The sequence below is a fragment of the Streptococcus mitis genome (assembly GCF_003942795.1).
Lineage (GTDB): Bacteria > Bacillota > Bacilli > Lactobacillales > Streptococcaceae > Streptococcus > Streptococcus mitis_BJ.
This window is the reverse complement of sequence record NZ_RJNY01000002.1, coordinates 133,622-159,785: the sequence shown is the minus strand read 5'-3', so window position 1 is coordinate 159,785 and position 26,164 is coordinate 133,622. Positions and strand designations below refer to the sequence as shown.

General features: G+C 42.0%; 27 protein-coding genes. 17 read left to right on the top strand and 10 right to left on the bottom strand.

Going from position 1 to position 26,164, the window contains the following annotated elements; all coding sequences use genetic code 11:
* The first annotated feature begins 149 nt into the window (after nucleotides 1–149).
* The 4 genes from D8847_RS01855 to D8847_RS01840 are packed head-to-tail and all read left to right on the top strand — an operon-like array spanning nucleotide 150 to nucleotide 3,072.
* Nucleotides 150–908: an amino acid ABC transporter ATP-binding protein gene (locus D8847_RS01855; protein WP_125840421.1), complete on the top strand. Its 759-nt coding sequence runs from the start codon at nucleotides 150–152 to the stop codon at nucleotides 906–908.
* Nucleotides 909–918: 10 nt separating this feature from the next.
* Nucleotides 919–1,713, top strand: a complete 795-nt coding sequence (locus D8847_RS01850) for a transporter substrate-binding domain-containing protein (RefSeq protein WP_125840420.1) — start codon at nucleotides 919–921, stop codon at nucleotides 1,711–1,713.
* Between the two features lie 12 nt (nucleotides 1,714–1,725).
* Nucleotides 1,726–2,403: an amino acid ABC transporter permease gene (locus tag D8847_RS01845; protein WP_125840419.1), complete on the top strand. Its 678-nt coding sequence runs from the start codon at nucleotides 1,726–1,728 to the stop codon at nucleotides 2,401–2,403.
* Nucleotides 2,404–2,412: 9 nt separating this feature from the next.
* On the top strand, nucleotides 2,413–3,072 hold the full coding sequence (locus tag D8847_RS01840) for an amino acid ABC transporter permease (protein ID WP_125840418.1): 660 nt from the start codon (nucleotides 2,413–2,415) through the stop codon (nucleotides 3,070–3,072).
* 39 nt (nucleotides 3,073–3,111) lie between these two features.
* Here the strand turns inward: D8847_RS01840 and D8847_RS01835 are convergent, their stop codons facing one another.
* The 3 genes from D8847_RS01835 to D8847_RS01825 all read right to left on the bottom strand — a co-directional run bounded on the left by D8847_RS01835 (nucleotide 3,112) and on the right by D8847_RS01825 (nucleotide 5,557).
* On the bottom strand, nucleotides 3,112–4,134 hold the full coding sequence (locus tag D8847_RS01835) for a YdcF family protein (protein ID WP_125840417.1): 1,023 nt from the start codon (nucleotides 4,132–4,134) through the stop codon (nucleotides 3,112–3,114).
* 70 nt (nucleotides 4,135–4,204) lie between these two features.
* A complete protein-coding gene (locus D8847_RS01830; protein ID WP_084853676.1) occupies nucleotides 4,205–4,642 on the bottom strand; it encodes an Rrf2 family transcriptional regulator in 438 nt (145 codons plus the stop codon).
* Between the two features lie 72 nt (nucleotides 4,643–4,714).
* Nucleotides 4,715–5,557, bottom strand: a complete 843-nt coding sequence (locus D8847_RS01825; protein ID WP_125840416.1) for a metallophosphoesterase family protein — start codon at nucleotides 5,555–5,557, stop codon at nucleotides 4,715–4,717.
* A gap of 197 nt (nucleotides 5,558–5,754) precedes the next feature.
* Here D8847_RS01825 and D8847_RS01820 point away from each other — a divergent pair, with 197 nt between their 5' ends.
* Nucleotides 5,755–6,129 (top strand): hypothetical protein, encoded by a 375-nt coding sequence (locus D8847_RS01820; protein ID WP_125840415.1) that lies wholly within the window; start codon nucleotides 5,755–5,757, stop codon nucleotides 6,127–6,129.
* Nucleotides 6,130–6,462: 333 nt separating this feature from the next.
* The gene (gene thrS, locus D8847_RS01815) at nucleotides 6,463–8,406 is read left to right on the top strand and encodes a threonine--tRNA ligase (RefSeq protein WP_125840414.1); all 1,944 of its coding nucleotides are present in this window, start codon (nucleotides 6,463–6,465) and stop codon (nucleotides 8,404–8,406) included.
* Nucleotides 8,407–8,453: 47 nt separating this feature from the next.
* Here thrS and D8847_RS01810 read toward each other — a convergent pair whose 3' ends face one another.
* Together D8847_RS01810 and D8847_RS01805 are read right to left on the bottom strand one after the other, a co-directional pair.
* Complete coding sequence (locus tag D8847_RS01810) at nucleotides 8,454–9,428, bottom strand: sensor histidine kinase (RefSeq protein ID WP_125840413.1); 975 nt, start codon at nucleotides 9,426–9,428, stop codon at nucleotides 8,454–8,456.
* Nucleotides 9,421–10,098, bottom strand: coding sequence for a response regulator transcription factor (locus tag D8847_RS01805; RefSeq protein ID WP_000548976.1), 678 nt, complete (start codon nucleotides 10,096–10,098; stop codon nucleotides 9,421–9,423). The genes D8847_RS01810 and D8847_RS01805 overlap by 8 nt, the downstream gene beginning before the upstream one ends.
* A 416-nt stretch (nucleotides 10,099–10,514) precedes the next feature.
* Here D8847_RS01805 and D8847_RS01800 point away from each other — a divergent pair, with 416 nt between their 5' ends.
* The 4 genes from D8847_RS01800 (at nucleotide 10,515) to D8847_RS01785 (ending at nucleotide 13,841) form a co-directional block, all read left to right on the top strand.
* On the top strand, nucleotides 10,515–11,078 hold the full coding sequence (locus D8847_RS01800) for a TetR/AcrR family transcriptional regulator (RefSeq protein WP_125840412.1): 564 nt from the start codon (nucleotides 10,515–10,517) through the stop codon (nucleotides 11,076–11,078).
* 87 nt (nucleotides 11,079–11,165) lie between these two features.
* Complete coding sequence (locus D8847_RS01795) at nucleotides 11,166–11,942, top strand: ferredoxin reductase (protein WP_125840411.1); 777 nt, start codon at nucleotides 11,166–11,168, stop codon at nucleotides 11,940–11,942.
* 111 nt (nucleotides 11,943–12,053) lie between these two features.
* Complete coding sequence (locus D8847_RS01790) at nucleotides 12,054–13,148, top strand: DUF2974 domain-containing protein (protein WP_125840410.1); 1,095 nt, start codon at nucleotides 12,054–12,056, stop codon at nucleotides 13,146–13,148.
* A 63-nt stretch (nucleotides 13,149–13,211) separates the two neighbouring features.
* A complete protein-coding gene (locus D8847_RS01785) occupies nucleotides 13,212–13,841 on the top strand; it encodes an MBL fold metallo-hydrolase (protein ID WP_084868388.1) in 630 nt (209 codons plus the stop codon).
* A 38-nt stretch (nucleotides 13,842–13,879) separates the two neighbouring features.
* Here the strand turns inward: D8847_RS01785 and D8847_RS01780 are convergent, their stop codons facing one another.
* Nucleotides 13,880–15,772 (bottom strand): M13 family metallopeptidase, encoded by a 1,893-nt coding sequence (locus D8847_RS01780; protein ID WP_125840409.1) that lies wholly within the window; start codon nucleotides 15,770–15,772, stop codon nucleotides 13,880–13,882.
* Nucleotides 15,773–15,951: 179 nt separating this feature from the next.
* Between D8847_RS01780 and D8847_RS01775 the strand changes: the two genes are divergently transcribed.
* The 7 genes from D8847_RS01775 (at nucleotide 15,952) to D8847_RS01740 (ending at nucleotide 21,190) form a co-directional block, all read left to right on the top strand.
* Complete coding sequence (locus D8847_RS01775; RefSeq protein ID WP_125840408.1) at nucleotides 15,952–16,674, top strand: metal ABC transporter ATP-binding protein; 723 nt, start codon at nucleotides 15,952–15,954, stop codon at nucleotides 16,672–16,674.
* The gene (locus tag D8847_RS01770; RefSeq protein WP_000559794.1) at nucleotides 16,671–17,519 is read left to right on the top strand and encodes a metal ABC transporter permease; all 849 of its coding nucleotides are present in this window, start codon (nucleotides 16,671–16,673) and stop codon (nucleotides 17,517–17,519) included. Before D8847_RS01775 ends, D8847_RS01770 begins: the two co-directional genes overlap by 4 nt.
* A 26-nt stretch (nucleotides 17,520–17,545) precedes the next feature.
* The gene (locus D8847_RS01765) at nucleotides 17,546–18,475 is read left to right on the top strand and encodes a metal ABC transporter substrate-binding protein (RefSeq protein ID WP_000733087.1); all 930 of its coding nucleotides are present in this window, start codon (nucleotides 17,546–17,548) and stop codon (nucleotides 18,473–18,475) included.
* Nucleotides 18,476–18,598: 123 nt separating this feature from the next.
* Entirely contained in the window at nucleotides 18,599–19,093 is a 495-nt protein-coding gene (gene tpx, locus D8847_RS01760) for a thiol peroxidase (RefSeq protein ID WP_084868386.1), read from the top strand.
* An 83-nt stretch (nucleotides 19,094–19,176) separates the two neighbouring features.
* On the top strand, nucleotides 19,177–19,827 hold the full coding sequence (locus D8847_RS01755; RefSeq protein ID WP_084868385.1) for a metal-dependent transcriptional regulator: 651 nt from the start codon (nucleotides 19,177–19,179) through the stop codon (nucleotides 19,825–19,827).
* A gap of 119 nt (nucleotides 19,828–19,946) precedes the next feature.
* Nucleotides 19,947–20,657 carry a nicotinamide mononucleotide transporter gene (locus tag D8847_RS01745; protein WP_180382770.1) on the top strand — a complete coding sequence of 237 codons (711 nt, stop codon included), beginning with the start codon at nucleotides 19,947–19,949 and terminating at the stop codon, nucleotides 20,655–20,657.
* A 119-nt stretch (nucleotides 20,658–20,776) separates the two neighbouring features.
* Nucleotides 20,777–21,190 (top strand): hypothetical protein, encoded by a 414-nt coding sequence (locus tag D8847_RS01740; protein WP_084868383.1) that lies wholly within the window; start codon nucleotides 20,777–20,779, stop codon nucleotides 21,188–21,190.
* Between the two features lie 31 nt (nucleotides 21,191–21,221).
* Here D8847_RS01740 and dtd read toward each other — a convergent pair whose 3' ends face one another.
* From dtd to D8847_RS01720, 4 genes are all read right to left on the bottom strand, one after another.
* Entirely contained in the window at nucleotides 21,222–21,665 is a 444-nt protein-coding gene (dtd, locus tag D8847_RS01735; RefSeq protein ID WP_125840407.1) for a D-aminoacyl-tRNA deacylase, read from the bottom strand.
* 29 nt (nucleotides 21,666–21,694) lie between these two features.
* On the bottom strand, nucleotides 21,695–23,911 hold the full coding sequence (locus D8847_RS01730; protein ID WP_001123783.1) for a RelA/SpoT family protein: 2,217 nt from the start codon (nucleotides 23,909–23,911) through the stop codon (nucleotides 21,695–21,697).
* A gap of 138 nt (nucleotides 23,912–24,049) precedes the next feature.
* Nucleotides 24,050–25,180, bottom strand: coding sequence for an ABC transporter ATP-binding protein (locus tag D8847_RS01725; RefSeq protein ID WP_125840406.1), 1,131 nt, complete (start codon nucleotides 25,178–25,180; stop codon nucleotides 24,050–24,052).
* A 113-nt stretch (nucleotides 25,181–25,293) separates the two neighbouring features.
* Nucleotides 25,294–26,163: a helix-turn-helix domain-containing protein gene (locus D8847_RS01720; RefSeq protein ID WP_125840405.1), complete on the bottom strand. Its 870-nt coding sequence runs from the start codon at nucleotides 26,161–26,163 to the stop codon at nucleotides 25,294–25,296.
* Between the last annotated feature and the right edge of the window lies 1 nt (nucleotide 26,164).

Here is a 26,164-nt window from a genome sequence, read left to right as displayed (position 1 = left end):
ATCGTTTCATTATAACATGATTTAGGTATTTTCTCTATCCAGATTGCTTTTTTATAACATTTTAGTGAATTTTTTTCAGATATTATTTGACAAGACAAATCTTTTGGTGTAGAATCGTGTTATAAAATCTAACACAAAGGAGATCTCTCATGGCTTTAGTAGAATTTAAAAACGTCGAAAAATATTACGGAGACTACCACGCACTCCGCGACATCAATCTCCGTTTTGAAAAAGGACAAGTCGTTGTCTTGCTTGGACCTTCTGGTTCTGGAAAGTCCACTCTTATCCGTACAATCAATGGTTTGGAGGCTGTTGACAAAGGAAGTCTCCTAGTCAATGGACACCAAGTAGCAGGTGCTAGCCAGAAAGATTTAGTTCCTCTTCGTAAGGAAGTCGGCATGGTTTTTCAACATTTTAACCTTTATCCACACAAAACAGTGTTAGAAAACGTGACACTTGCGCCCGTTAAAGTTCTAAGAATTGATAAAAAAGAAGCTGAAACAACAGCCCAAAAATATCTGGAATTTGTAAACATGTGGGACAAGAAAGATTCCTATCCAGCTATGCTATCTGGTGGACAAAAACAGAGAATCGCCATCGCACGTGGTCTTGCCATGCATCCGGAGCTCCTCCTCTTTGATGAGCCAACATCTGCTCTTGACCCTGAAACCATCGGAGATGTTCTAGCAGTTATGCAAAAACTGGCACATGACGGGATGAACATGATCATCGTTACCCACGAAATGGGCTTTGCTCGAGAGGTTGCGGACCGTATCATCTTTATGGCCGACGGAGAAGTTTTGGTGGATACGACAGATGTCGATGACTTTTTCGACAATCCAAGCGAACCCCGTGCCCAACAATTCCTCAGCAAAATTATCAACCACGAAAGTGACAAAGTCAAATAAGGAGGCGCCTATGAAAAAGAAATTCTTTTTATCCGCATTATTGATTGGCCTTTTCAGCCTTGTTGCTGCCAAACCAGTCCAGGCCGACACCAGTGTCGCAGACATTCAAAAAAGAGGTGAACTAGTTGTCGGTGTCAAACAAGACGTTCCCAATTTCGGCTACAAGGATCCCAAGAAAGGGACTTATTCTGGTATCGAAACGGACCTGGCCAAGATGATTGCAGACGAACTCAAGGTCAAGATTCGCTACGTTCCTGTTACCGCTCAAACCCGTGGACCCCTTTTAGACAATGAACAGGTCGACATGGATATCGCAACCTTCACCATCACAGATGAACGTAAAAAATTATACAACTTCACCAGTCCCTACTACACGGACGCATCTGGCTTTTTGGTCAATAAATCCGCCAACATCAAAAGCATAGAGGACCTAAACGGAAAAACGATTGGGGTTGCCCAAGGTTCCATCACCCAGCGCTTGATTACTGAACTGGGTAAAAAGAAAGGTCTGAAGTTTAAATTCGTAGAACTTGGTTCCTATCCAGAATTGATTACTTCCCTTCACGCTCACCGTATTGATGCCTTTTCCGTGGACCGCTCGATTCTGTCTGGCTACATCAGCAAACGCACAATACTACTAGATGATAGTTTCAAGCCATCTGACTACGGTATCGTCACCAAGAAATCAAATACTGAGCTCAGCGACTATCTTGATACCTTGGTCACTAAATGGAGCAAGGATGGTAGTTTGCAGAAACTTTATGACCGTTACAAGCTCAAACCATCTAGCCATACTGCAGATTAAGGAGGACACCCTATGACAGATTTATCATCTTGGACAGCCTATTTTCAGGATTTTGGACAATTTTTCAATGGTTTCCTCTTCACCCTTGCCCTAGCGGTTGGTTCCTTTATCCTCGCCATGGTTTTGGGCATCTTCTTTGGGGCCATGTCAACTAGCAAACATCAAATTTTAAGAATTTGGGCTCGTATCTTTGTCGAATTTTACCAAAATACTCCCCTCTTGGTGCAGTTTGTCATCGTTTTCTATGGTTTACCTCTCATCAGTGACCATACCATCATGATTCCGATTTATTGGACAGCTGTTCTCTGCGTGGGACTCTATCACGGTGCCTATATTGCTGAGGTGATTCGTTCAGGGATTCAGTCTATTCCTAGTGGTCAGATGGAGGCCGCCTTGTCGCAAGGTTTTACCTATATCAGTGCTATGCGCTTGATTATCTTGCCACAAGCTTTCCGTATCATTCTCCCACCTTTGACCAACCAAATCGTTAATCTTATCAAGAATACTTCAACGGTTGCTATCATCTCCGGAGTGGACTTGATGTTTGTGACCAAGTCTTGGTCGGCTCTCAACGGAAATTATATCCCAGCCTTTTTAGGTGCTGCTCTTCTCTACTTTGCCCTATGCTTCCCTGTTGCCCAATTTGGTCGCAAGATGGAGCAAGCCAACAAAAAAGCCTATTCACTTTAGGAGGTTACTATGGAATCTATTTTAGAAGTTTTGACCCCAGATAACCTAGCCTTTATCTTTAAAGGATTTGGCTTGACCCTCTATATTTCTCTGATTGCCATTGTCCTCTCTACCCTGATCGGGACGGTACTTGCAGTTATGCGAAATGGGAAAAATCCTGTCTTGCGAATCATCTCCAGCATTTATATCGAATTTGTGCGTAACGTTCCCAACCTCCTCTGGATTTTCACCATCTTTTTGGTGTTTAAGATGAGGTCCACACCAGCAGGTATTACGGCCTTTACCCTTTTTACCTCAGCAGCCCTAGCTGAGATTATCCGTGGTGGCCTCAATGCCGTGGACAAGGGCCAGTACGAAGCAGGAATGTCTCAGGGATTTACTTCCATACAAATCCTCTACCATATCATTCTCCCACAAGCGATCCGTAAAATGCTGCCAGCCATCATTTCTCAGTTTGTAACCGTGATTAAGGATACCAGTCTCCTATACTCTGTTATCGCCCTACAAGAACTCTTTGGAGCTAGCCAAATTCTCATGGGCCGTTATTTCGAACCAGAGCAAGTCTTCAGTCTTTATATCCTAATGGCCTTGATCTACTTTATCTTTAACTTTGCTATTTCCAGCCTGTCTCGCATGCTAGCCAAACGTTGGCAACAAGCAGCAGAATAAAAATCAGCTCTCCATTCTTAAGGAGAGCTGATTTTTTGATTACCATAGAACACCTCTATAAGAGAAAATCAGAGCTAAAATCAACAAAACATAGAAGGCGAGAAAAAGCCATCTCATCTTCACACATAGAGCAATATATTCTCTGATAAAGGCCGATGGGATATAGTAGGCGGCTGTACGGCAACCAAGACCATCTCCCTTCATCCCAATACGACGAGCATAGGTACTGGTACGAAAAACATGGTAATCATTGGTCACAAAGAGAAAACGTGGACTGGCCACTAGCTTCTCTCCCATTTCTTTTGAGAAGAGAAGATTCTCATAAGTCGTCGTTGAGTCTTCCTCTAGGAGAATCGCTTCTCTCGGAACATCCGTCTCTTCCAGCAAATAATTACAAATTGCCTGAGCCTCGGAAATCTTCTCATCCCCACCTTGACCACCACTTGCGATGATTTTAACATTGGGATTGAGAGACTGGTGATAGGCTTCTACTGCCTTGTCAATGCGACTCTTCAGTAAGGGAGTCACTTTTTCTCCATTCAATAAGCCTGCTCCGTGAATGATGATAAAATCATAATATTTTTTCTTAGGAATAAAAAGATACAGAATAGAATAAAGCAGAAATCCTGCAAAAGCAAAACCAAAAATCAAATACGAATAAATCAAAAAGAAAAAGATAATATTCACTAGATGATTGGTATAGAACAAGCCCTTGGTATCGCTCACTCGAATCGCCATGATCACAAAAAAGAATAGAATCACGCAGCCTAATCCTAGAGACAAATAATTTGCCTTGGATTTTCCTTCTTTTTTCAATAATACAAATCCATTATAAATAAGGAAAAAACCACTTAGAAAAACTAAAAGAGGCAGCAGGAGAAAAATCCCCGCAAAGAAAATCATGTGCACTTCTTTCTGCCCAGCCTCATAAAAAAGATTGGCAATAGACAGGTAAGAAAAGAGCAGAGATAAAAGCAAAAGAGCCGGATTCCAGAGACTGCGATTGTCCCTAAAAAATGAAATCAGAAAAAGTAGGACAAAAATTCCTGTAATAAAGTACATAGTCTTCTCCTTTGATAACTAGATTTTACCATAATTATGACAATAGAAAAAGAGGAGCCTAGTCCTCTTATTATTTTACAATTCTTGCTTCTGCATCTGCCACAACCTGAGCCAGACTCATCTGACGAAGTTGATTTTCCATAGCTACTTGGATATCCAGCAATTTCTGATCCAAGACCTTATGAATATTAGCCCCTACTGGACAGTTAGGATTGGGATTGTCATGGAAACTAAAGAGTTTGCCAGATTTTCCTAGACACTCTACAGCTTGGTAGACATCCAACAAGCTGATATCCTGAAGGTCTTTTATTATCTCAGTTCCGCCCGTCCCACGCGCAACTGAAATCAATCCTGCTTTTTTGAGTTGCGACAAAGTCTTACGGATAATGACTGGATTAACTCCAACGCTAGCTGCGAGAAAATCACTGGTCACCTTGCTTTCCTGGCCCTTGATAGCAATGATAATTAGCATATGAGTCGCAATGGTAAATCGACTTGAAATTTGCATTTTATTCCCCTTTCACCTGAGATTCTCATCATCTCTCTTCTCATACTCATTATACCCCTTTTTGATGTCATGTCAATCATTACTACTATCCAACCATGCATCCAACTCAATATCATGCCCCTGTTCTTGGGCAATCTCATACAGAAGTTCCTGGTTATGAGTGTGGTGAATCCCATTTACCAAACTTTCATAATAGACCTGGAAATAGGGGAGCTTTAAATCTTTAGCCAACTGCAATTCAGCTTCTACATCATAATCCACTCGACGAAAATCAACATCAGCCAAACCTGCTTCATCAAACTCTAAGATCATATACTGGGCCCGCAGGTCCTTACGTAATCCCGCATCTAAAAAGAAGGGTTGTCCAATGGACCCTGGATTAAGAATCAACTGTCCATCACTTCCATAACGAAGCAACTGTTGGTGGATATGACCATATACTGCGATGGAGGCATGCGGTCCCGTCACTAATCTATCAAAATCTTCTTGTTTTCCCGTATGGATCAATTCTCTTCCCCAGTTTTTATCAGGGAGATGGTGAGTAATTCCTACCATCAGATCACCAAACTGACGATGAACTTGCATGGGTTGATTGTGGAGGTCTTCGATTTCTTCAGGGCTGATTTCTTCTAATATATACTGGCATTGACGTAGGAGGTAGCGATGACTAGCTTTTGTCAAATCTAGCTTACGATGCAAACCTCGCCAGAGACTATTCTCCCAATTACCAAGAACTCTTACAGTAATAGGCAAAACCGCTAAAAGATTCAATATCCTTCTACGTCCTGTTCCTGGCATAAGAATATCCCCCAAAAGCCAGTACTCATCTACCTTTGCCTTTTTAGCATCAGTCAGTACAGCTTCCAGGGCTGTCGTATTCCCATGTATGTCTGAAAGAACTGCTATTTTCGTCATCCTTTCTCCTCATTTCCTCTTACTTCTTTTGTTAGTATTATAGCAGAAAACACTCAAAAAGAGCACTATCACTACTCACTGGATTAACTTGTAAAGGCTTCCAAGACGTGCTATAATATAAGTAGAGATTTCCCCTTCATTTAGGATTATGTGGTCTTCAACATCTCTCAATTTTTGCAGATTGGAGGACTATTGCCATGCGGAAATATCTTAAGTATATTCCATACTACCTTGTCATTTTCTTCTTTTACTGGCCCCTCTATGAGTTGCTTTTACTGCTGATATCTGATTCTTATACGCTGAAGGGACTGTACATTTATAACATTCTCCTCTTTTCTCCCCTAGTAACCTTTATCGTATCACTACTTTATAGCTATCGATTTCATTTCTCACTTTGGTGGCTACTCGGTATTGGTCTGCTCTATTGCTTTACCATCATCACCTTTGGTGAATTCATTCTGCTTTATTTCCTAGCTTACGAAATCTTTACCCTACTTGGTATGGCTTCTGGTGTGGGGATCAAGCATGTCTTCCAGCGGAAGAAAAACAAAAAAATTATACAAAAAACTTGAAAATTCTCGCAATCATGCTATAATAATGCATAGAGACAAGTCACTTAGTCCCTTTCTACTAGAGAGTGCGTGGTTGCTGGAAACGCATAGAAAGCCTAAACTGATACTACTCTACTGACTTTTATGCAAACATAAAACGGTGGCTACGTTAAAGCCAATCTGAGGTGTTCCTCTTTTTGAGGAACATAAATGAAGGTGGAACCACGTTGCGACGTCCTTTTAAGGATGTCGCTTTTTGATTTATTAACGAAAAAATCAAAAGGAATTTCTATTTATATTTCAAGGGCACCTTCACCATAACTAGGCTAATAAAAACTTTATAAGGAGAAAACCATGATTAAGATTACTTTCCCAGATGGCGCTGTTCGTGAATTCGAATCTGGCGTGACAACTTTTGAAATTGCCCAATCTATCAGCAATTCCCTAGCAAAAAAAGCCTTGGCTGGTAAATTCAACGGCAAACTCATTGACACTACTCGTGCTATCACTGAAGATGGAAGCATCGAAATCGTGACGCCTGATCACGAAGATGCTCTGCCAATCTTGCGCCACTCAGCTGCCCACTTGTTCGCCCAAGCAGCTCGTCGTCTCTTCCCAGACATTCATTTGGGTGTCGGTCCAGCTATCGAAGACGGCTTCTACTACGATACTGACAATACTGCTGGCCAAATCTCCAATGAAGACCTTCCTCGTATCGAAGAAGAAATGAAGAAAATCGTCAAAGAAAACTTCCCATCAATCCGTGAAGAAGTTACCAAAGACGAGGCCCGTGAAATCTTTAAAAATGACCCTTACAAGTTGGAATTGATTGAAGAACACTCTGAAGACGAAGGCGGTTTGACTATCTACCGTCAGGGCGAATACGTAGACCTCTGCCGTGGTCCTCACGTCCCATCAACTGGTCGCATCCAAATCTTCCACCTGCTCAACGTAGCTGGTGCCTACTGGCGTGGAAATAGCGACAACGCGATGATGCAACGGATCTACGGTACAGCTTGGTTTGACAAGAAAGACTTAAAGAACTACCTTCAAATGCGTGAAGAAGCCAAGGAACGTGACCACCGTAAACTCGGTAAAGAGCTTGACCTCTTCATGATTTCACAAGAAGTCGGACAAGGTTTACCATTCTGGTTACCAAACGGAGCGACTATCCGTCGTGAATTGGAACGCTACATTGTCGACAAGGAAATCGCTGCAGGCTACCAACACGTCTACACTCCACCAATTGCCTCAGTGGAACTCTATAAAACTTCTGGTCACTGGGATCACTACCGTGAAGATATGTTCCCAACTATGGACATGGGAGACGGTGAAGAGTTTGTCCTCCGCCCAATGAACTGTCCTCACCATATCGAAGTTTATAAACACCATGTACACTCATACCGTGAATTACCAATCCGTATCGCTGAGATTGGCATGATGCACCGATATGAAAAATCTGGCGCCCTTACTGGCCTTCAACGTGTACGCGAAATGTCCCTAAATGATGGTCATACTTTTGTAGCTCCAGAACAAATTGAGGAAGAATTCAAGAAAATTCTTCAATTGATTATCGACGTGTATGAAGACTTTAATTTAACAGATTACCGTTTCCGCTTGTCTTACCGTGATCCAGAAGATAAACACAAATACTTTGACAACGATGAAATGTGGGAAAATGCACAACGCATGTTGAAAGCAGCTATGGATGATATGGAACTGGACTACTTTGAAGCTGAAGGTGAAGCAGCCTTCTACGGACCAAAATTGGATATCCAGGTTAAAACTGCCCTCGGTAAAGAAGAAACCCTTTCTACTATCCAGCTTGACTTCTTGCTTCCAGAACGCTTCGACCTCAAATATGTTGGAGCAGATGGTGAAGAGCACCGTCCAGTTATGATCCACCGTGGTGTTATTTCAACTATGGAACGCTTCACAGCTATCTTGATTGAGAACTACAAAGGTGCCTTCCCAACATGGCTTGCACCACATCAAGTAACTCTCATCCCCGTTTCTAACGAAAAACACGTGGACTACGCTTGGGAAGTGGCTAAGAAACTCCGTGACCGTGGTGTTCGTGCAGATGTAGATGAGCGCAATGAAAAAATGCAGTTCAAAATTCGTGCTTCACAAACCAGCAAGATTCCTTACCAATTGATCGTTGGGGACAAGGAAATGGAAGACAAAACAGTCAACGTTCGCCGCTACGGCCAAAAAGAAACACATACTGTCTCAGTTGATGACTTTGTTGAATCTATCCTGGCTGATATCGCCAACAAATCACGCGTTGAGAAATAAAAACCTAGCATAAAAGCCTCCAATCGGAGGCTTTTTCTCATTTATTCTTACTCAATAACAAGCTTCACTTCAGTGAATTTGATGCGTACGATTGTTCCTTTTCCAACCTCAGACTCGATGCGAATCTGGTGACCCAGTTCTTCAGAAATTTTCTTGGATAGGTAGAGGCCAAGTCCAGATGATTGCTGGGTTAAACGCCCATTGTAGCCTGAAAAACCACGTTCAAAGACTCGGAGCACATCACTGTTTTTAATCCCGATTCCCGTATCCTTGATACAGAGCTCTGGGCCTTCCATATAAATCTCTAGTCCACCTTTCTTGGTGTATTTGAGGCTGTTTGAGAGGATTTGTTCAATGACGACCAACAGCCACTTCTTATCGGTCACGATGATTTTGTCAAGGTCATGGAGATTGACCGTCAGTCCCTTTTGGATAAAGAAAAGAGCATACTTACGGACAACTTCCTTCACCAGATTCTCCACTTGAACCTTTTCAAACACTAGGTCATCATGGAAGCTTTCCAAACGCAGGTACTGCAACACCAGATTGGTATAGGAGTCAATCTTAAAGATTTCCTGTTCCAATTGCTGCTTGACCTCACGATCAGATACTTCTGCTACCAAGAGACGGCTCGCTGCAATAGGAGTCTTTATCTGATGAACCCACAAGGTGTAGTAGTCAAGCAAATCCGTCAGTTTACTTTGGGCTTCTGACTTCTTTTGATACAATTCAGACTCACGCTCTTCGAGTTTTTCCGCTAGCACACATTCCAAAGGAGACTTTGGGTCTCTTTCAGCATACAGTACTTCCTGCCGGTAAACCTGAGCTTCTGCAAAAATATCCCAAACCAAAAATAAAAGTGTCAAAAAGCTACTGAGGAGGAAAAAATAGAAGAAATAAAATCCTATACTAGCGAATAAAAACTGAAAGAGAAAAACAAGAAAACCCAATGAAAAAATATAGACAAAGAGACGACTGCGAGAACGCAGATAGGCCAGAAAAAATAGTTTCCAATCAAGCATGTTTCAGTCCGTACCCTATTCCCTTCTTGGTTTCGATAAATCCTGCCAAGCCTTGCTCTTCCAACTTTTTGCGCAAGCGAGCAACGTTGACAGACAAGGTATTATCATCGATGAAAAAGTCGCTATTCCAGAGTTCTCTCATCAAGTCATCACGCGCTACGATATTGCCAGCATGTTCAAACAGCACTCGCAAAATTTGAAATTCATTCTTGGTCAAACTCAGGACTTCACCCTGATAGTGCAGGTCCATAGACTTGGTATTGAGGATCACACCCGCATACTCCAGCAGACTTTCATCCCGCCCAAATTCATAGGAACGGCGCAACAAGCCCTGAACCTTGGCAAGGAGCACCTGCTGGTCAAAAGGCTTGGTCACAAAGTCATCCGCTCCCATATTGATCGCCATGACAATATCCATCGCCTGATCTCTCGAAGATAGAAACATGATGGGTACCTGAGAAATCTTACGAATCTCCTGACACCAGTGGTAACCATTAAAGAGAGGTAAGCCAATATCCATAAGGACCAAATGAGGTTCTGACTGAACAAAGAGAGTCAAAACTTCCATAAAGTCCTCCACCAAAATAACCTCAAAACCCCATTCTGAGAGCAGTTTCCCTACTTGTTGCCGAATAACTTGGTCATCTTCTACTAATAAGATCTTGTGCATGCGCTCCTCCTTTGTTCTTTCTCAAAATATCAAAACCCTTAATAGCAAATCTACGGATTCGTATCTCTTATTGTTTAGCAGACTATTCCCCAAATCCAGATCAGTAAAAAGATGCTAAATAGAGAACAACCCCACTGATATCATACCTTATTTTTAAGTATAGTTCCAGCTTTATCCTATATTTCCCTTTGTATGCTCATTTAGTTAATATTTCTTTTACTCATCTAATAGTCTTAAAAATTAGCCGTCTAGTTGGAATAAGCGCCTTATAAGCTTATGTAACTCCTCTGTTCATAAAAGTAATCACTTTAAACAACTAGATCTAGCTTTCTTATTGACAGACCAGTTAGGATTTGTTAAGATATGAATGAATATGATGTTGTGTTCATTCATACAATAAAGGAGGTTCATTCATATTGAACAAAAAACAAGCTTTAAAAACAGCGGCCTATGAAGTTTTTTCGAAAAAAGGTTACAAGGCAACAGGTATTTCAGAAATTGCTAGGCAAGCTGGTGTTGCAGTTGGTTCTTTTTATAACTATTACGAGAGTAAAGAAGCCATTTTTCTAGACATCTATATAGATGAAAACAACCGTGTTCGCCAAGCTATGATCGAAGAACTGGATTGGGAAATTGACATGATCGACCTCATTGGTCAACTATTTGCTCAGTCCAGAACTCTCGTTTCTTCCAATAAAATCCTTGCAGAATGGTACAATCCTGCCATCGCAGATGAGTTACACAGCTACTATTCCTCGGAAGAAGGCAAAGTCGCAAATCCTTTTCATCAGTTTCTAGTTAAAACTTTTACAAATCGTATGCAGGCTGAAGGGTACTCGCCAGAAAAGATTCAAGATATTTTACAGGTTTACAACCTATTTTACTACATGGATATGCATATCACGGAAAAAGATTTTCCAGATATAGGCAAAACTGTTGAAATACTTGCAACCAACTTCATAAAAGGAGTTCTAAAATAAAGAAAATGGTTTTCTTTATTTTTTGAAAAGATATGAATGAATTTTTTTATAGTTCATTCATAAAATTAAGAACAGGAGTCATAAAAAATGAAAAGAGGTAAAAAAATGTTTATTATCATTCTATCTACACTTGGAGTCCTAGGCCTTATAACTTGGGGTATCATCGCTTATCTTGGGCGAAGTCAGATTCTATCAATAAAATCTATCGAAAACCCCAGCGGGGATTTGTATTTTATTCATATCACAAAACCGAGTCATCAAAACTGGAAAGCTGGGGCTTGCGCTCAGTTTAAGCTCCCCGATACGTTGTCTACGACTAGAAAAAATGAAGATAAAGGGAATCAATTCAGTCGATGGCTAACCATTGCCTCCACACCTGATGAAGATGAAATCCTCATTTTAACTCATGATAGCGGTAGCCACTTTAAGGAAACCTTGACACATTTACCTGCTGGAAGTGAGATTGAGATGAGTTGGCTGGATTCCTCTTTGGTTGTTAAAGATGCAAATCAGCCACTAGTTTGCTTTGCATCTGATGTCGGTATTTCTGCTCTACGTCCTCTTGTCAAAGAGTGGGCTGGGGAATGCCCGATTATTCTCAACCACTTTGACAAAGGAGTTACTATTTTTGATAACGAGATGAAGGAACTGGCACAAAAAATACCGAATTTTACTTACGAAACTAGCAATGAACTTTCTCAAAGTCAAGAATTTTTAAAAAATGCTATTGATAAATACGGCAATCAAGCCAGCTATCTCATCACCGGCCATCCTGATGATGTAAATGAGATGAAGAATTTTTTAAAGGAAAATGGGATTGATAGCAAAAACATTCAAGCAAGTTCGTTTAGAGGTTTGAAATAGGAGCAATCTGTCTCCTATGTATTTCAATCAAATCCTACTAGGTCATTCAAACAAGCCTACTAGCTAATTCTAGATAAATGTGATAGGATAAACATAGAGAAAGGAGCTTTTATGGACAATATTTTTGACTACCTCAATGATGTAGCATACGATTCCTTTTATGACCTCCCCGTGAATGAGTTAGACGTTCTTGTCCTGACTGAATTAACCTACCTTGCTTTTGATGATGTAGTCACCCAAGAACCAAAGCGTCTCATAGATCTAGCACCCCAAATTCCTAGAGAAACGACGATGTTGACCAATAAAATCCGCCTCCAGTTGTTAGATCAACTCTCTCAACACAAACGCTTTAAAAATTGCAAGCTCTCAGACTTTATCAATGATATCGATCCTGAATTGCAAAAACAGTTTGCAGCCATGACTTATCGTATCAGTCTCGATACCTATTTGCTTGTCTTTCGTGGAACTGATGACAGCATCATTGGCTGGAAAGAAGATTTCCATATGACCTATATGAAGGAAATCCCAGCTCAAAAACATGCTCTTCAGTATTTACAGGACTTTTTTGCTCAATATCCTAATCAAAAGGTTATCCTAGCAGGGCACTCAAAAGGGGGCAATCTAGCTGTCTATGCTGCCAGTCAACTTGATCCAAACTTGCAGAAAAATATTATCTCTGTCTACACTTTTGATGCACCTGGACTTCACAAGGAACTAACCGAAACATCAGGCTATCAAAATATGATGAAACGAACGAAAGTATTTGTCCCACAAGGTTCTATCATTGGGATGATGCTGGAAATTCCTGATAAAAAAATTGTTGTTCGAAGCACTGCCTTGGGTGGTATCGCCCAGCACGATACCTTTAGTTGGCAGATTGAAGACAAACACTTTGTCCAACTAGACGAGACCAATAGTGACAGCCAACAAGTCGACACTACTTTCAAGGAATGGGTTGAAACAGTCCCTGACGAGGAACTACAACTCTACTTCGACCTCTTTTTTGGAATCATTCTCGATGCAGGAATTTCCTCTATCAACGATCTTTCTTCCTTCAAGGTCATTGAACACATTCATCAACTCTTTGTCCAAGCTCAATCCCTCACACCCGAAGAAAGAGAAACCATGGGGCGCTTAACCCAACTCTTGATTGACACCCGATACCAAGCTTGGAAAAATCATCAAGGCACGAGAAAGACTTTCTGATACCCTAAGTATTCTCTTCTATGCTATACTTAGTTTAGTACATTCTTTGAGATTGGAGCCAGTATGAAAATCCATAAAACCGTGAATCCCGTTGCCTATGAAAACACTTATTATCTAGAAGGGGACCAACACCTGATTGTGGTTGACCCAGGTAGCCATTGGGAAGCTATTCGCAAGACTATCGAAAAAATCAACAAACCAGTCTGTGCGATTCTCCTGACCCACACCCACTACGACCATATTATGAGTCTGGACTTGGTTCGTGAGACTTTTGAAAATCCTCCAGTTTATGTAGCAGAGAGTGAAGCTAGCTGGCTTTATACACCTGTAGATAATCTCTCTGGTCTCCCTCGTCACGATGATATGGCAGATGTAGTCGCAAAACCTGCAGAACACACCTTTGTCTTTCATGAAGAATACCAGCTTGAGGAATTTCGTTTTACAGTTCTACCAACCCCAGGGCACTCTATTGGCGGTGTTTCCCTGGTCTTTCCTGATGCCCATCTAGTCTTGACCGGAGATGCTCTATTCCGAGAAACCATCGGTCGAACAGACCTTCCTACAGGTAGCACGGAACAACTCCTCCATAGCATTCAGACGCAACTCTTCACCCTCCCTAACTACGATGTCTACCCTGGTCATGGTCCAGCTACGACTATCGCTCACGAAAAGACCTTTAATCCCTTTTTCTAGCAAACAAAAAACCAAGGATAATTTCCTTGGTTTTTGTCTTACCAAATAATCACACGTTCCTCTGGTGAACGCCACATACCATCGCCTTCTTTGACATCGTAAGTTGTAAAGAAGTCATCGAAGTTTGGTACTTGAACATTGACACGGAGTTTGGCAGGCGCGTGCACATCGACACTGGCCATGAGTTTCATCAACTCAGGACGGCCTTTCATACGCCAGATACGAGCAAAGTTGTGGAAAAATTCTTCAGCTGAGAAGTCTGGTTCTCTCTTAGCAGCTTCAAGGGCTGCAGCAATCCCGCCCAAGTCAGCAACGTTTTCAGACACGGTTAGTTTCCCGTTGATTCTTGCACCGTAAGATTCTTGCCCATCAAACTGGTCGATAACTTTCTGCGTTTTTTCTTTAAAGGCAGCATAGTCGCTTTCTGTCCACCAATCCTTGAGGCTACCATTTTCATCAAAAGAAGCACCATTTGTGTCAAAGGCATGAGAAATCTCGTGGGCAATAACAGCACCAATCCCACCGTAGTTGGCAGAAGACGATTGATGCAAGTCATAGAATGGAGCCTGTAAAATAGCCGCTGGGAAGACAATCAAGTTCTTCTGAGGATTGTAGTAGGCATTGACCATGTGTGCTGGCATGCCCCACTCCTTGTAATCAACCGGTTGGTTCCACTTGCTCCAGCTGTACTTGATTTCCACACGCCCAAAGGCTAGGGCATTCTCAAAGAGACTGGCAGTTTCATCCACTACCTTGTCCTTGTAGCGTTCTGGCAATTCCTCTGGATAACCGATATAAGGCTTGATGACATTGAGTTTGACAATGGCCTTGTCTCGCGTTTTAGGTGTGAGCCAGTCGTTCTTGGCCAAGCGTTCCTTATAAACGTCAATCATTGTCGCTACTTTTTTCTCTACATCAGCCTTAGCTTCTGGGGAGAATTTTTCATGCGCATACCAGAGACCAAGAGCTTGCTTGAAAGGACCTTGGGCTAAGTGATAAGCTGCCTTGACCTTGTCCTGAGCTTCTGGCACACCTGAAAGGGCACGACCATAAGCACCTGACAAAACACGAATCTCATCTGTCAGATAGCTGGTTGAAAGATTGACTACGCCCAAAATCAAGGTCGCTTTAAGTAGAGGCCACGCTTCTTCACTATAGAATTGCTCTGCTGCTTGCCAGAAACGTTCCTCGTCTACGATAACCTTGTCAGGCACTTGCCCAAGAACAGCTTGGAAGAAGTCATCTAGAGGTAGGTCAGGGGCAAATTTCTTGAAATCTTCATAAGCGTATGGATGGTAGAGTTTGGCATATTCTGAACTTTCTTCGTTAGAAAGCACCACAGCTGCAACTCGACGGTCCAATTCTAATCGTTTCTCTAGTAAGTCTGCGATTTCCTCATCTGAAAAATCATAGGCTTTGAGAAGATTCGTAGTACTTTCCTTCCAAAGAGTCAAGAGCTCCTCACGCTGAGGATGGTCTTCAGAGTAGTAAGTTGTATCTGGCAAGATAGTTCCTGGTGCACTGGCCCAAAGAACATTGATTCTGGCATCCATAAAGTCTGGTGATACACCAAATGGAAGGAAGTTTGGCTTCCCTGCTAGTTCAAACTCTGCCAGTTTGCTAGTAAAATCTGCAAAACTCTCCAGATCTTGGTATTCCTTGAGTAGAGGAAGGACAGGCTTAATCCCATCTGCTTCTCTCTTGTCAAAATCACGTACCATACGATGGTACTTAACAAAGTTGGCGAGGATAGCATCCTCTGGAACATCCTCACCTGCCAACCACTTGTCCGTAGTCGCCAGCATCAACTCTTCAATTTCCTCATCAAGGTCAATAAAACCACCTGTTCGAGATTTGTCAGCTGGAATGACAGCTGTTTTTTCCCATTCGCCATTGATTGCATCATAAAAATCGTCTTGATAACGTGTCATCTTGTTCTCGCTTTCATTTTTTCACCTATTCTTAGCTTAGCAAAAAACACTTAGGAATGCAATTAAAAATGGTCTAGCTTTTTTCTTCATTTTTCAGTTATTATTTTAAATTTTTCAAAAATTAACTTGACTTAATTTTTTTTTTAAGGTATATTAAAAGATAGGAGGAATACAACTGTATGATACGTATCGAAAACCTCAGTGTCTCCTACAAAGAAACGTTGGCACTAAAGGATATTTCACTAGTGCTCCAAGGACCAACTATTACCGGAATTATTGGTCCAAACGGTGCTGGAAAATCAACTTTATTAAAAAGTATGTTGGGAATTATCCCACATGAAGGTCAGGCCTTTCTCGACGACAAAGAAGTCAAGAAATCTTTAAATCGAGTTGCCTATGTCGAGCAAAAAATCCATATCGACTACAATTTCCCTATCAAGGTCAAGGAATGCGTCTCTCTGGGACTCTATCCATCCATACCGCTCTTTCACACCTTAAAAGCCAGCCACTGGAAAAAAATGGCAGATGCACTTGAAATCGTTGGACTTTCAGACTATGCTGATCGCCAAATCAGCCAGCTCTCAGGAGGACAATTCCAACGTGTGTTGATTGCCCGTTGCTTAGTGCAGGAAGCAGACTACATCTTTCTAGATGAGCCATTTGTCGGGATTGACTCGGTTAGTGAAGAGATTATCATGAATACGCTGAGAGATCTTAAAAAAGCTGGTAAAACAGTTCTCATCGTCCATCATGACCTCAGCAAAGTCCCCCATTATTTCGACCAAGTTTTGCTTCTCAATCGAGAGTTAATAGACCTTGGTCCGACCGAAGAAACCTTTACCGAGGCCAATCTCAAAAAGGCCTACGGTAGCAAACTCTTTTTCAATGGAGGTGCCCTATGATAGCAGAATTTATCGATGGATTGCAAAATTTCCATTTCCTACAAAACGCCTTGATCACAGCTATTGTCATCGGAGTTGTTGCTGGAGCTGTGGGATGTTTTATCATCCTACGTGGTATGTCTCTCATGGGAGATGCCATCTCTCACGCAGTTTTGCCCGGCGTAGCCCTTTCCTTTATCCTGGGAATTGATTTCTTTATTGGAGCGATCATCTTTGGTTTGATGGCTTCCATCATCATTACCTACATCAAGGGAAACTCTATCATCAAGAGTGACACTGCCATTGGTATTACCTTTTCATCTTTCTTAGCCTTAGGTGTCATCTTGATTAGTGTTGCCAAGAGTTCGACAGACCTCTTCCATATCCTTTTTGGGAATATCCTCGCTGTCCAAGATACGGACATGTGGATTACCATTGGTGTGGGGGCATTGATTCTCTTGATTATTGGGATTTTCTTTAAACAACTATTGATTACATCCTTTGACGAGCTCCTGGCTAAAGCAATGGGAATGCCCGTTAATTTCTACCACTATCTACTCATGGTGCTCTTGACCCTTGTATCCGTCACCGCCATGCAAAGTGTTGGAACCATTCTTATCGTGGCCATGTTGATCACCCCAGCTGCGACGGCTTACCTTTATGCTAATAGCCTAAAGAGCATGATTTTTCTTTCATCAGGCCTAGGAGCTCTGGCTTCTGTTGTAGGGCTCTTTATCGGCTATAGTTTCAATCTCGCAGCAGGATCGAGCATCGTGCTCACATCCGCCAGCTTCTTTCTAATCAGTTTCTTTATCTCTCCTAAGCAACGATACTTGAAACTGAAAAACAAAAAAATCATTAAATAACGGGGAAACCCTTCTGGAGGAATCTAATGAAAAAATTAGGTACATTGCTTGTACTCTTTCTTTCCGTCATTGCTCTTGTAGCATGTGCTAGCGGAAAAAAAGATACGGCTTCTGGTCAAAAACTAAAAGTTGTTGCTACAAACTCAATCATCGCTGATATTACCAAAAATATCGCTGGTGACAAGATTGATCTTCATAGTATCGTTCCTGTTGGTCAAGACCCACACGAATACGAACCACTTCCTGAAGACGTTAAGAAAACTTCTCAAGCTGACTTGATTTTCTATAACGGTATCAACCTTGAAACAGGTGGCAATGCTTGGTTTACCAAATTGGTCGAAAATGCCAAGAAAACTGAAAACAAAGACTACTTTGCAGTCAGCGAAGGCGTTGATGTTATCTACCTTGAAGGCCAAAACGAGAAAGGCAAAGAAGACCCACACGCTTGGCTCAACCTTGAAAATGGGATGATTTATGCTAAAAATATCGCTAAACAGCTCATTGCCAAGGACCCTAGCAACAAGGAATTCTACGAAAAAAATCTCAAAGACTATACTGAAAAACTAGACAAACTGGACAAGGAAGCCAAAGAGAAATTTAACAATATCCCTGCTGAGAAGAAACTCATCGTAACCAGCGAAGGATGCTTCAAATACTTCTCTAAAGCCTACGGTGTTCCAAGTGCCTACATCTGGGAAATCAACACGGAAGAAGAAGGGACTCCGGAACAAATCAAGACCTTGGTTGAAAAACTTCGCCAAACAAAAGTTCCATCACTCTTTGTTGAATCAAGTGTCGATGACCGTCCAATGAAGACTGTTTCACAAGACACAAACATCCCAATCTACGCACAAATCTTTACTGACTCAATCGCTGAAGAAGGCAAAGAAGGCGACAGCTACTACAGCATGATGAAATACAACCTTGACAAGATTGCTGAAGGTTTGTCTAAGTAATCCATTAAAAAAACGTCGTTCTCACGTGAATGGACGTTTTTTTGTCCCTTAATTTCCAGTCAAATCATTGGAAAAATCTGACAATTCTCGGTAAAATAAAAGAAAAAAGAATGGAGTAGTTTCATGACCACTTTTCTCGGAAATCCTGTAACTTTTACAGGTAAACAACTGCAAGTCGGAGACAAGGCACTTGACTTTTCTCTTACAACAACCGATCTCTCTAAAAAAACGCTAGCTGACTTTGATGGAAAGAAAAAAGTCTTGAGTGTTGTCCCTTCTATCGATACTGGTGTCTGCTCAACGCAAACACGTCGATTCAACCAAGAACTAGCTAACCTTGACAACACCGTCGTTCTTACTGTTTCTATGGACCTACCATTTGCCCAAGGACGCTGGTGCGGGGCTGAAGGCCTTGACAATGCCATCATGCTTTCAGACTACTTTGACCATTCTTTCGGGCGTGATTATGCCCTCTTAATCAACGAATGGCATCTCCTTGCACGTGCCGTCTTTGTTCTCGATACTGACAATGTCATCCGTTACGTAGAATACGTTGACAACATTAACACGGAACCAGACTTTGGAGCTGCAATTGCTGCAGTGAAAGAACTGGACTAAAATCAAAGCCATTAGGGCAGAAGGCTAGAGAAATCTAGCTTTTTTTGATATACTAGATGTAGAGAAAAGACAAGAGGAAACGAATGACGCCAAATAAAGAAGATTATCTAAAATGTATTTATGAAATCGGTACGGAGATGCAAAAAATCACCAATAAAGAAATTGCTACCCGTATGCAGGTCTCTCCACCTGCCGTAACAGAGATGATCAAACGCATGAAAAGTGAAAATCTCATCCTCAAGGATAAGGAGAACGGCTATCTATTGACAGATATTGGCCTCAAACTGGTGTCAGAACTCTATCGCAAACATCGGTTGATTGAAGTCTTTCTAGTTCACCATCTCGACTATACTAGCGATCAGATTCACGGAGAAGCTGAGGTCCTAGAGCACACTGTATCCGACCTCTTTGTAGAGAGACTAGATAAACTGCTAGGCTTCCCTCAAACCTGTCCCCACGGAGGAACCATCCCAGCCGAGGGAGAACTCTTGGTTGAAATCAATAACCTGCCACTAGCAGCCGTCCAGGAAGCTGGAACCTATCTCCTGACTCGGGTTCACGATAGCTTTGATCTGCTCAAATACTTAGAAAAGTATGAGATTCATATTGGTGACCAAGTCCAGGTCAAGCAGTTTGATGGCTTTTCCAATAGCTTTACTCTAGTCAACAAAGACGAAGATCTCCAAGTTAGCATGGATATCGCCAAACAACTCTATGTCGAAAAAATCGACTAATTTCTCAAGTCCCCTACCAACCCTGAAAGTTTTATTTTCAGGGTTTTATTTCTATTGTTTGATTTTGCTCTCATTTAGTTGTAGAATATTTGTAAAAAACAAGAAAGATACCTTAGCCTATGAAAAAATCACTAAAAATTTTTGCGACATCTAAATGGTTTGACCTATTCGGAGTTGCTCTGGTCGTTGGGATTGCGATTGCATCTGGTTACCTCAACTCACGCCTCGATAAATTCGTAGACTGGGGACCATGGACAGCCCTTGTTCCCTTTGGATTAATTTCCGTAACCAACGTTGGGATTTCCATGTTGTCCACTCGTTTCACGGGAAAATTAAGCAAATGGGGAAATTACTTTGGTATTGTTAATACCATTTTGTCCGGCACCATTGATTATATCCTTGGAAATAAGGCGGCTATTATCACCTATCCCGTCACCTTCCTCATTTATACCTTTGCTATTAAGAAATGGGAAGCTTCGCAAGAAGGCAGACCCAACCAAATGAGCCAAAAACAGCTAAAATTGGCGGCCATCATCATTTCCATCATCGCCTTCCTCTTTGCCTTTGTGACCAACTATATCGGCTATGGGGGCAAGATGAATCTCCTCGCCTACGTAACAACTATTGCCTTTGCACTGTCCCTCATTGCCAATGCTTTGAACGCATTGAAATTGACAACTCAGTGGGGCTTTTGGTTGATTTACAATTTCGTTCAGCTGACAAAGGCTGGCATTCAAGGAAATTTTGCCAATATCGGAAAATATATCTTTTATATCCTCAATGCAATCGGAGCTTTATTTGTCTGGAATGATGAAGAAGTAAAACAATAAGAGGAAACTCAAATAAAGAAATCTAATAGAATCTCCTTACTAAAATTTTTTATCATTCTACTTGTAACTTCCATTCTTTTGGAGTAGAATGAAGCTAGATAAAAGAGGGAGGTCATCTTATGAAAAAACTCTTTAGAATTCATTTTGTAGCCATTGCACTCTGCGATTTGCTACTATTAGCATTTTTTATCACAAGACATGAGACAGCTTTGGGCTGGCTCATGCCCTCTGGTTTTATTTTCATCCTTGCTCAGGGACTACTGCTATCTCGCTTGGTCTTCCGACTCAAAAAACATTTCTCTGAGATTTATCCTCAAATCAATAAAAAGTTTCGCTTCTACTATTTAGGAGTACTCATCAGCGATTTTCTATTATTTGTCCTCTTAGCCTTCGCTAGTTCTCAGCGACTTTCCTCTCCTATTCCAATCGTCACTGGTTGTCATTCTACTTTATATTACATAACGGCTAGCCACCTAAGAGAAAACTATCCCGACTTTTACAACAAACATACCTCTTTATGGGAGTGTCTATAAACAAAAACCAAGCCAGCTGGGCTTGGTTTTCTTATCTATTTTGAGTATCAAGAATGATGGTAACTGGCCCATCATTTACCAGCTCCACCTGCATATCCGCTCCAAAAATACCAGTCTGAACAGGGACTTCCTGAGCTAGCTTTTGGTTGAAAGTGTCATAGAAGGCAGTTGCCATATCCGGCTTGGCTGCACCTGTAAAGGCTGGACGATTGCCTTTCTTGGTATCCGCAAAGAGGGTAAACTGAGAAATAGAAAGGATTTCCCCTTCAATATCCTGGACAGACAGGTTCATCTTGCCTTCTGCATCAGAAAAAATTCGCATGTTGACGAGCTTTCTCACAGCATAGTCCAAATCTTCCTCTTGGTCCTCTGGTCCAACACCAACCAGCAATAGGAGTCCCTGATTGATTTTCCCATGAACCCGACCTTCGATACTCACTTGAGCTTTTTTAACCCGTTGGATAATGATTTTCATAATAGCCTTTCTAGTCAGAGCTAGGATAGTTAGCCGTTGGTCCGTTTGACGGAGTAAACCTCTGGCACACTCTTAATCTTATCCACGACCGTGGTCAGTGTAGAGAGGTTGGAAATACCGAATGAGACATGGATATTAGCAAATTTCATATCCTTAGTTGGTTGAGCATTAACAGTTGAGATATTCTTAGTCGTGTTTGAGAGAACTTGTAAAACATCGTTCAAAAGCCCTGTACGGTTGAGACCATAGATATCGATGTGGGCAGTGTATTCCTTGCTTGAGAATTGATCTTCCCACTCCACATCAAGGAGACGTTGCTCGTAGTTTTCTTGGGCACGGAGATTCATACAGTCCACACGATGAATAGCTACACCGCGTCCCTTGGTAATGTAGCCGACAATGTCGTCACCCGGCACTGGATTACAACACTTGGCAATCCGAACTAGGAGACCTGAAGCACCTTCAATGACCACACCACCCTCATGCTTTACCTTGAGGGTTTCTTTGTTTTCGACCTTAACTTCGCCACCTTTGACAAGCTCTTCTGCCTCCGCCTTGGCCTTGGCACGTTCTTCCTCGCGGCGTTCCTTTTCGGTCAAACGGTTAAAGACGGTAATAGCGCCAATTTCTCCAAAACCAATGGCTGCATAGAGAGCTTCCTCTGTCTTGTAGCTGGTCTTTTGAAGGACCTCGTCCATGTGACGCTTGTCCATGAATTTATTGGCCACATAACCGTTTTCTTGGAACTGGGCCATCAACATTTCACGGCCCTTGTTAACGGATAATTCCTTGTCTTGATTTTTAAAGAACTGACGAATCTTGTTGCGCGCCTTACTGGTCTTGACCATGTTGAGCCAGTCACGACTTGGACCAAAGGAGTTAGGGTTGGTGATAATTTCAACCTGATCCCCTGTCTTAAGCTTGGTTGTCAGCGGAACCATACGGCCATTGACCTTGGCACCAGTCGCTTTTTCACCGACTTTGGTATGGATTTCATAGGCAAAGTCAATCGGTCCTGAATCTTTTGGAAGGGAGCGAACTGCACCATCTGGGGTAAAAACGTAAATCTCCTCCGCCAGATAGTTTTCTTTAACAGAGTCCACAAATTCCTTGGCATCATCAGCCTGGTCTTGGAGCTCCATCATCTCCTTGATCCAGTTCATCCCAATAGCAGATTCCTTGCTGTTGACCTGCCCTTTAATACCTTTCTTATAAGCCCAGTGAGCCGCAACCCCGTACTCAGCCACTTCGTGCATTTCCTTGGTCCGAATCTGGAATTCAATCGGTCCTTTTGGTCCATAGACGGTCGTATGGATAGACTGGTAACCGTTGGCCTTACGATTGGCGATATAGTCTTTGAAGCGGCCTGGCATGGGTTTCCAAAGTTCATGCACATAACCCAGCATGGCATAGACATCACTCTGGGTATCTAAGATACAGCGAATGGCAATCAGGTCATAAATCTCCTCAAAGCGTTTCTTCTTATCCTGCATCTTGCGATAGATCGAATAGATATGCTTAGGACGACCATAGATTTTCCCTTTGAGATTTCGTTCGGTAGCATAGTCCTCCAACTTGGTTACGACTTCATCGACCAAAGCCTCACGTTCTCTGCGTTTCTCCTTCATCATGTGGGTGATCTTGTAAAACTCAGTTGGATTGAGGTAACGGAAAGATAGATCTTCCAACTCCCACTTGACACTTGAAATCCCTAGACGATGAGCAAGTGGTGCGTAAATTTCCATGGTTTCTCTGGAGATCCGTTCTTGCTTGTCCTTTCGCAGGTGTTTGAGAGTCCGCATATTGTGCAAACGGTCCGATAATTTAACCAAGATAACACGGATATCCTCAGACATGGCCATAAGCATCTTGCGGTGATTTTCAGCTAATTGTTCCTCAAGTGATTTGTACTCAACCTTACCAAGTTTGGTCACACCATCAACGATAATCCGAACATCATGACCGAACTCTCTCTCCAAATCATCCAGTGTCGCATCTGTGTCTTCAACCACGTCATGCAAAAAACCACAGGCAACGGTTACGGCATCCAGCTTGAGCTTAGCCAGAATTCCTGCCACCTGAATGGGATGGATAATATAGGGCTCACCTGATTTGCGATATTGACCACTGTGACAATCCACCGCATAAATCAATGCTTTTTGTACAAAAGCAACGTCTTCCTTTGTTAAATATTCTCTCGTTAAAGCGACTACCTGATCGCCCGTCAAATTCACTTCTTTCGGCATCTATACTCTCCAATTCTTCCTACCATTTTATCACTTTTTTAAGGATATGAAAACTAGAAAAGCCTATTTTTATGCCAATACCAATCATTAAAAAAACACTGCCAGATTTCTCTAGCAGTGTTTTGACATTTCATTTGCTTAGTAGACTGTTTTTTCAGTTTCTACGTCGAAGAAGTGTGCTTTGTTCAAGTCAAATCCAAGTTCAACTGTTGCGCCTGTTTGCAAGTAGTCACGAGCATCCACTTTAGCAACAAATTCGTCTTTACCAACTTGACAGTAAAGGTGAGATTCTGAACCAAGCAATTCTGATACAGAGATAGTTGCTTTTACAACTGATTCTGGGAATGTTTCAAGGAAAGCAGGTTCTGCATTCACGTCTTCTGGACGAATACCGAAGATCAATTCTTTTCCTTCGTAGCCTTTATCACGAAGAACTTTCAAAGCACCTTCTGGCACTTTCAAGCGGAAACCGTCTGAAACAATTTCATTGCCTTCTAATTTCACATTGATGAAGTTCATAGCTGGGCTTCCGATAAATCCTGCTACAAATTTATTAACTGGGTTTTTGTAAACTTCTTGAGGTGTACCGATTTGTTCTACACGTCCGATAGTACCTGTGCCAGCTGGGTTCTTAGTTGCTGACATGATAACGATACGGTCTGCAAGTGTCATCGCTTCTGTTTGGTCGTGAGTTACGTAGATAGTTGTAGCTCCGATACGACGGTGAATTTTCGCAATTTCAGCACGCATAGATACACGAAGTTTGGCATCCAAGTTTGACAAAGGTTCGTCCATCAAGAACACTTTTGCATCACGGACGATGGCACGACCCATGGCAACACGTTGACGTTGACCACCTGAAAGGTCAGCTGGTTTACGATCCAAGAATTCTTTCAAGCCAAGAATCCCAGCAGCTTCTTGTACACGTTTGTCGATGTCTTCTTTGCTGTATTTACGCAATTTCAAACCGAAAGCCATGTTGTCATATACAGTCATGTGTGGGTAAAGAGCGTAGTTTTGGAATACCATGGCGATGTCACGATCTTTTGGAGCCACGTCGTTGACAACCACGCCATCAATAGATGCAGTACCTTCTGTGATGTCTTCAAGACCAGCGATCATACGAAGAGTTGTTGATTTACCACATCCTGAAGGACCTACGAAAACGATAAATTCTTTGTCTTTGATGTCCAAGTTGAAGTCTTCAACTGAGTAGTGTTCGCTGTTTGGATATTTTTTGTAAATGTTTTTTAGATTTAATTCTACCATCGAGGTGAACTCCTTTTGTCTTTTGATAGTTTTATTATAGATGAAAACGCTTTATTTTTCTATGGCAAGGTGACCAAAAAAATAAAAAAGTTCTGTGCAACTTGCACAAAACTTTAGAGAATATCTGGTAAAATCAACTGATAACACAAGGTAAGGTCCGTTAACTCCTTCAACTGAAGCCCTGTCAATTCTTCCCATTTATCAATCTTGTATTGGAGAGAATTGCGGTGCAGATAGAGTTGCTGGGCTGTTTTAGTCAGAACAGCACTGTTTTCCCAAAGAGAAAGGATAATTTCCTGAATCTGATCCTGATCCAAGATCATCTGGTGCAGGCATTCTTTAATGACTCTCAGGTCCACTAGTCTTTCTCCCATACTCCAAAGATAGAGTTGTGAAAAGGTGTGTACACCTTGGTGACCCTGGCGCCACCAAGTCTTAAACAAATCTCGCTCTACTGTGATTAAGTCTGATAGGGCTTGAGGGCCTGTCTGAGACCATACCTGGCCTAACATGATAGACAGACGAAAGCCAAAGTCATACTCAACCGCTTCAATCGTATCAGATAAGATAGAGCGGACAGAGCTGTACTTATCTTGTTGAAGCACGAAAACATAGTCCTGAGCACCGACCTGTAGCACTGTCTGGCAGTTTGGAAAGAGAGTCCGCATCATATCCAGCCAAGAGGCTAGATTTTCCTGCTGATAATAGGATAGATGACAATAAACCAATTGTATCTTTTTAAAAGTTTGAGGCGCCTGCCCCTTTCCCTCGATCAGATAGGGATACCAAGGATTGAGCGAACGAGCCTGCTCCTGCTGGGTCAAAAGAGCAACCAACTGCTTTTCACGCTCGCTGAGACCAGCTTCCTCCAGTAAAATCCACTGCTGAGAATCTAAAGGGAGAGTGAGATAGCCTGGTTTCTCAATCGGCTGATCTGAAATCTGAGCCTCAGGAAACCAGTTTAGTAATTCTTTTGCAAGCATT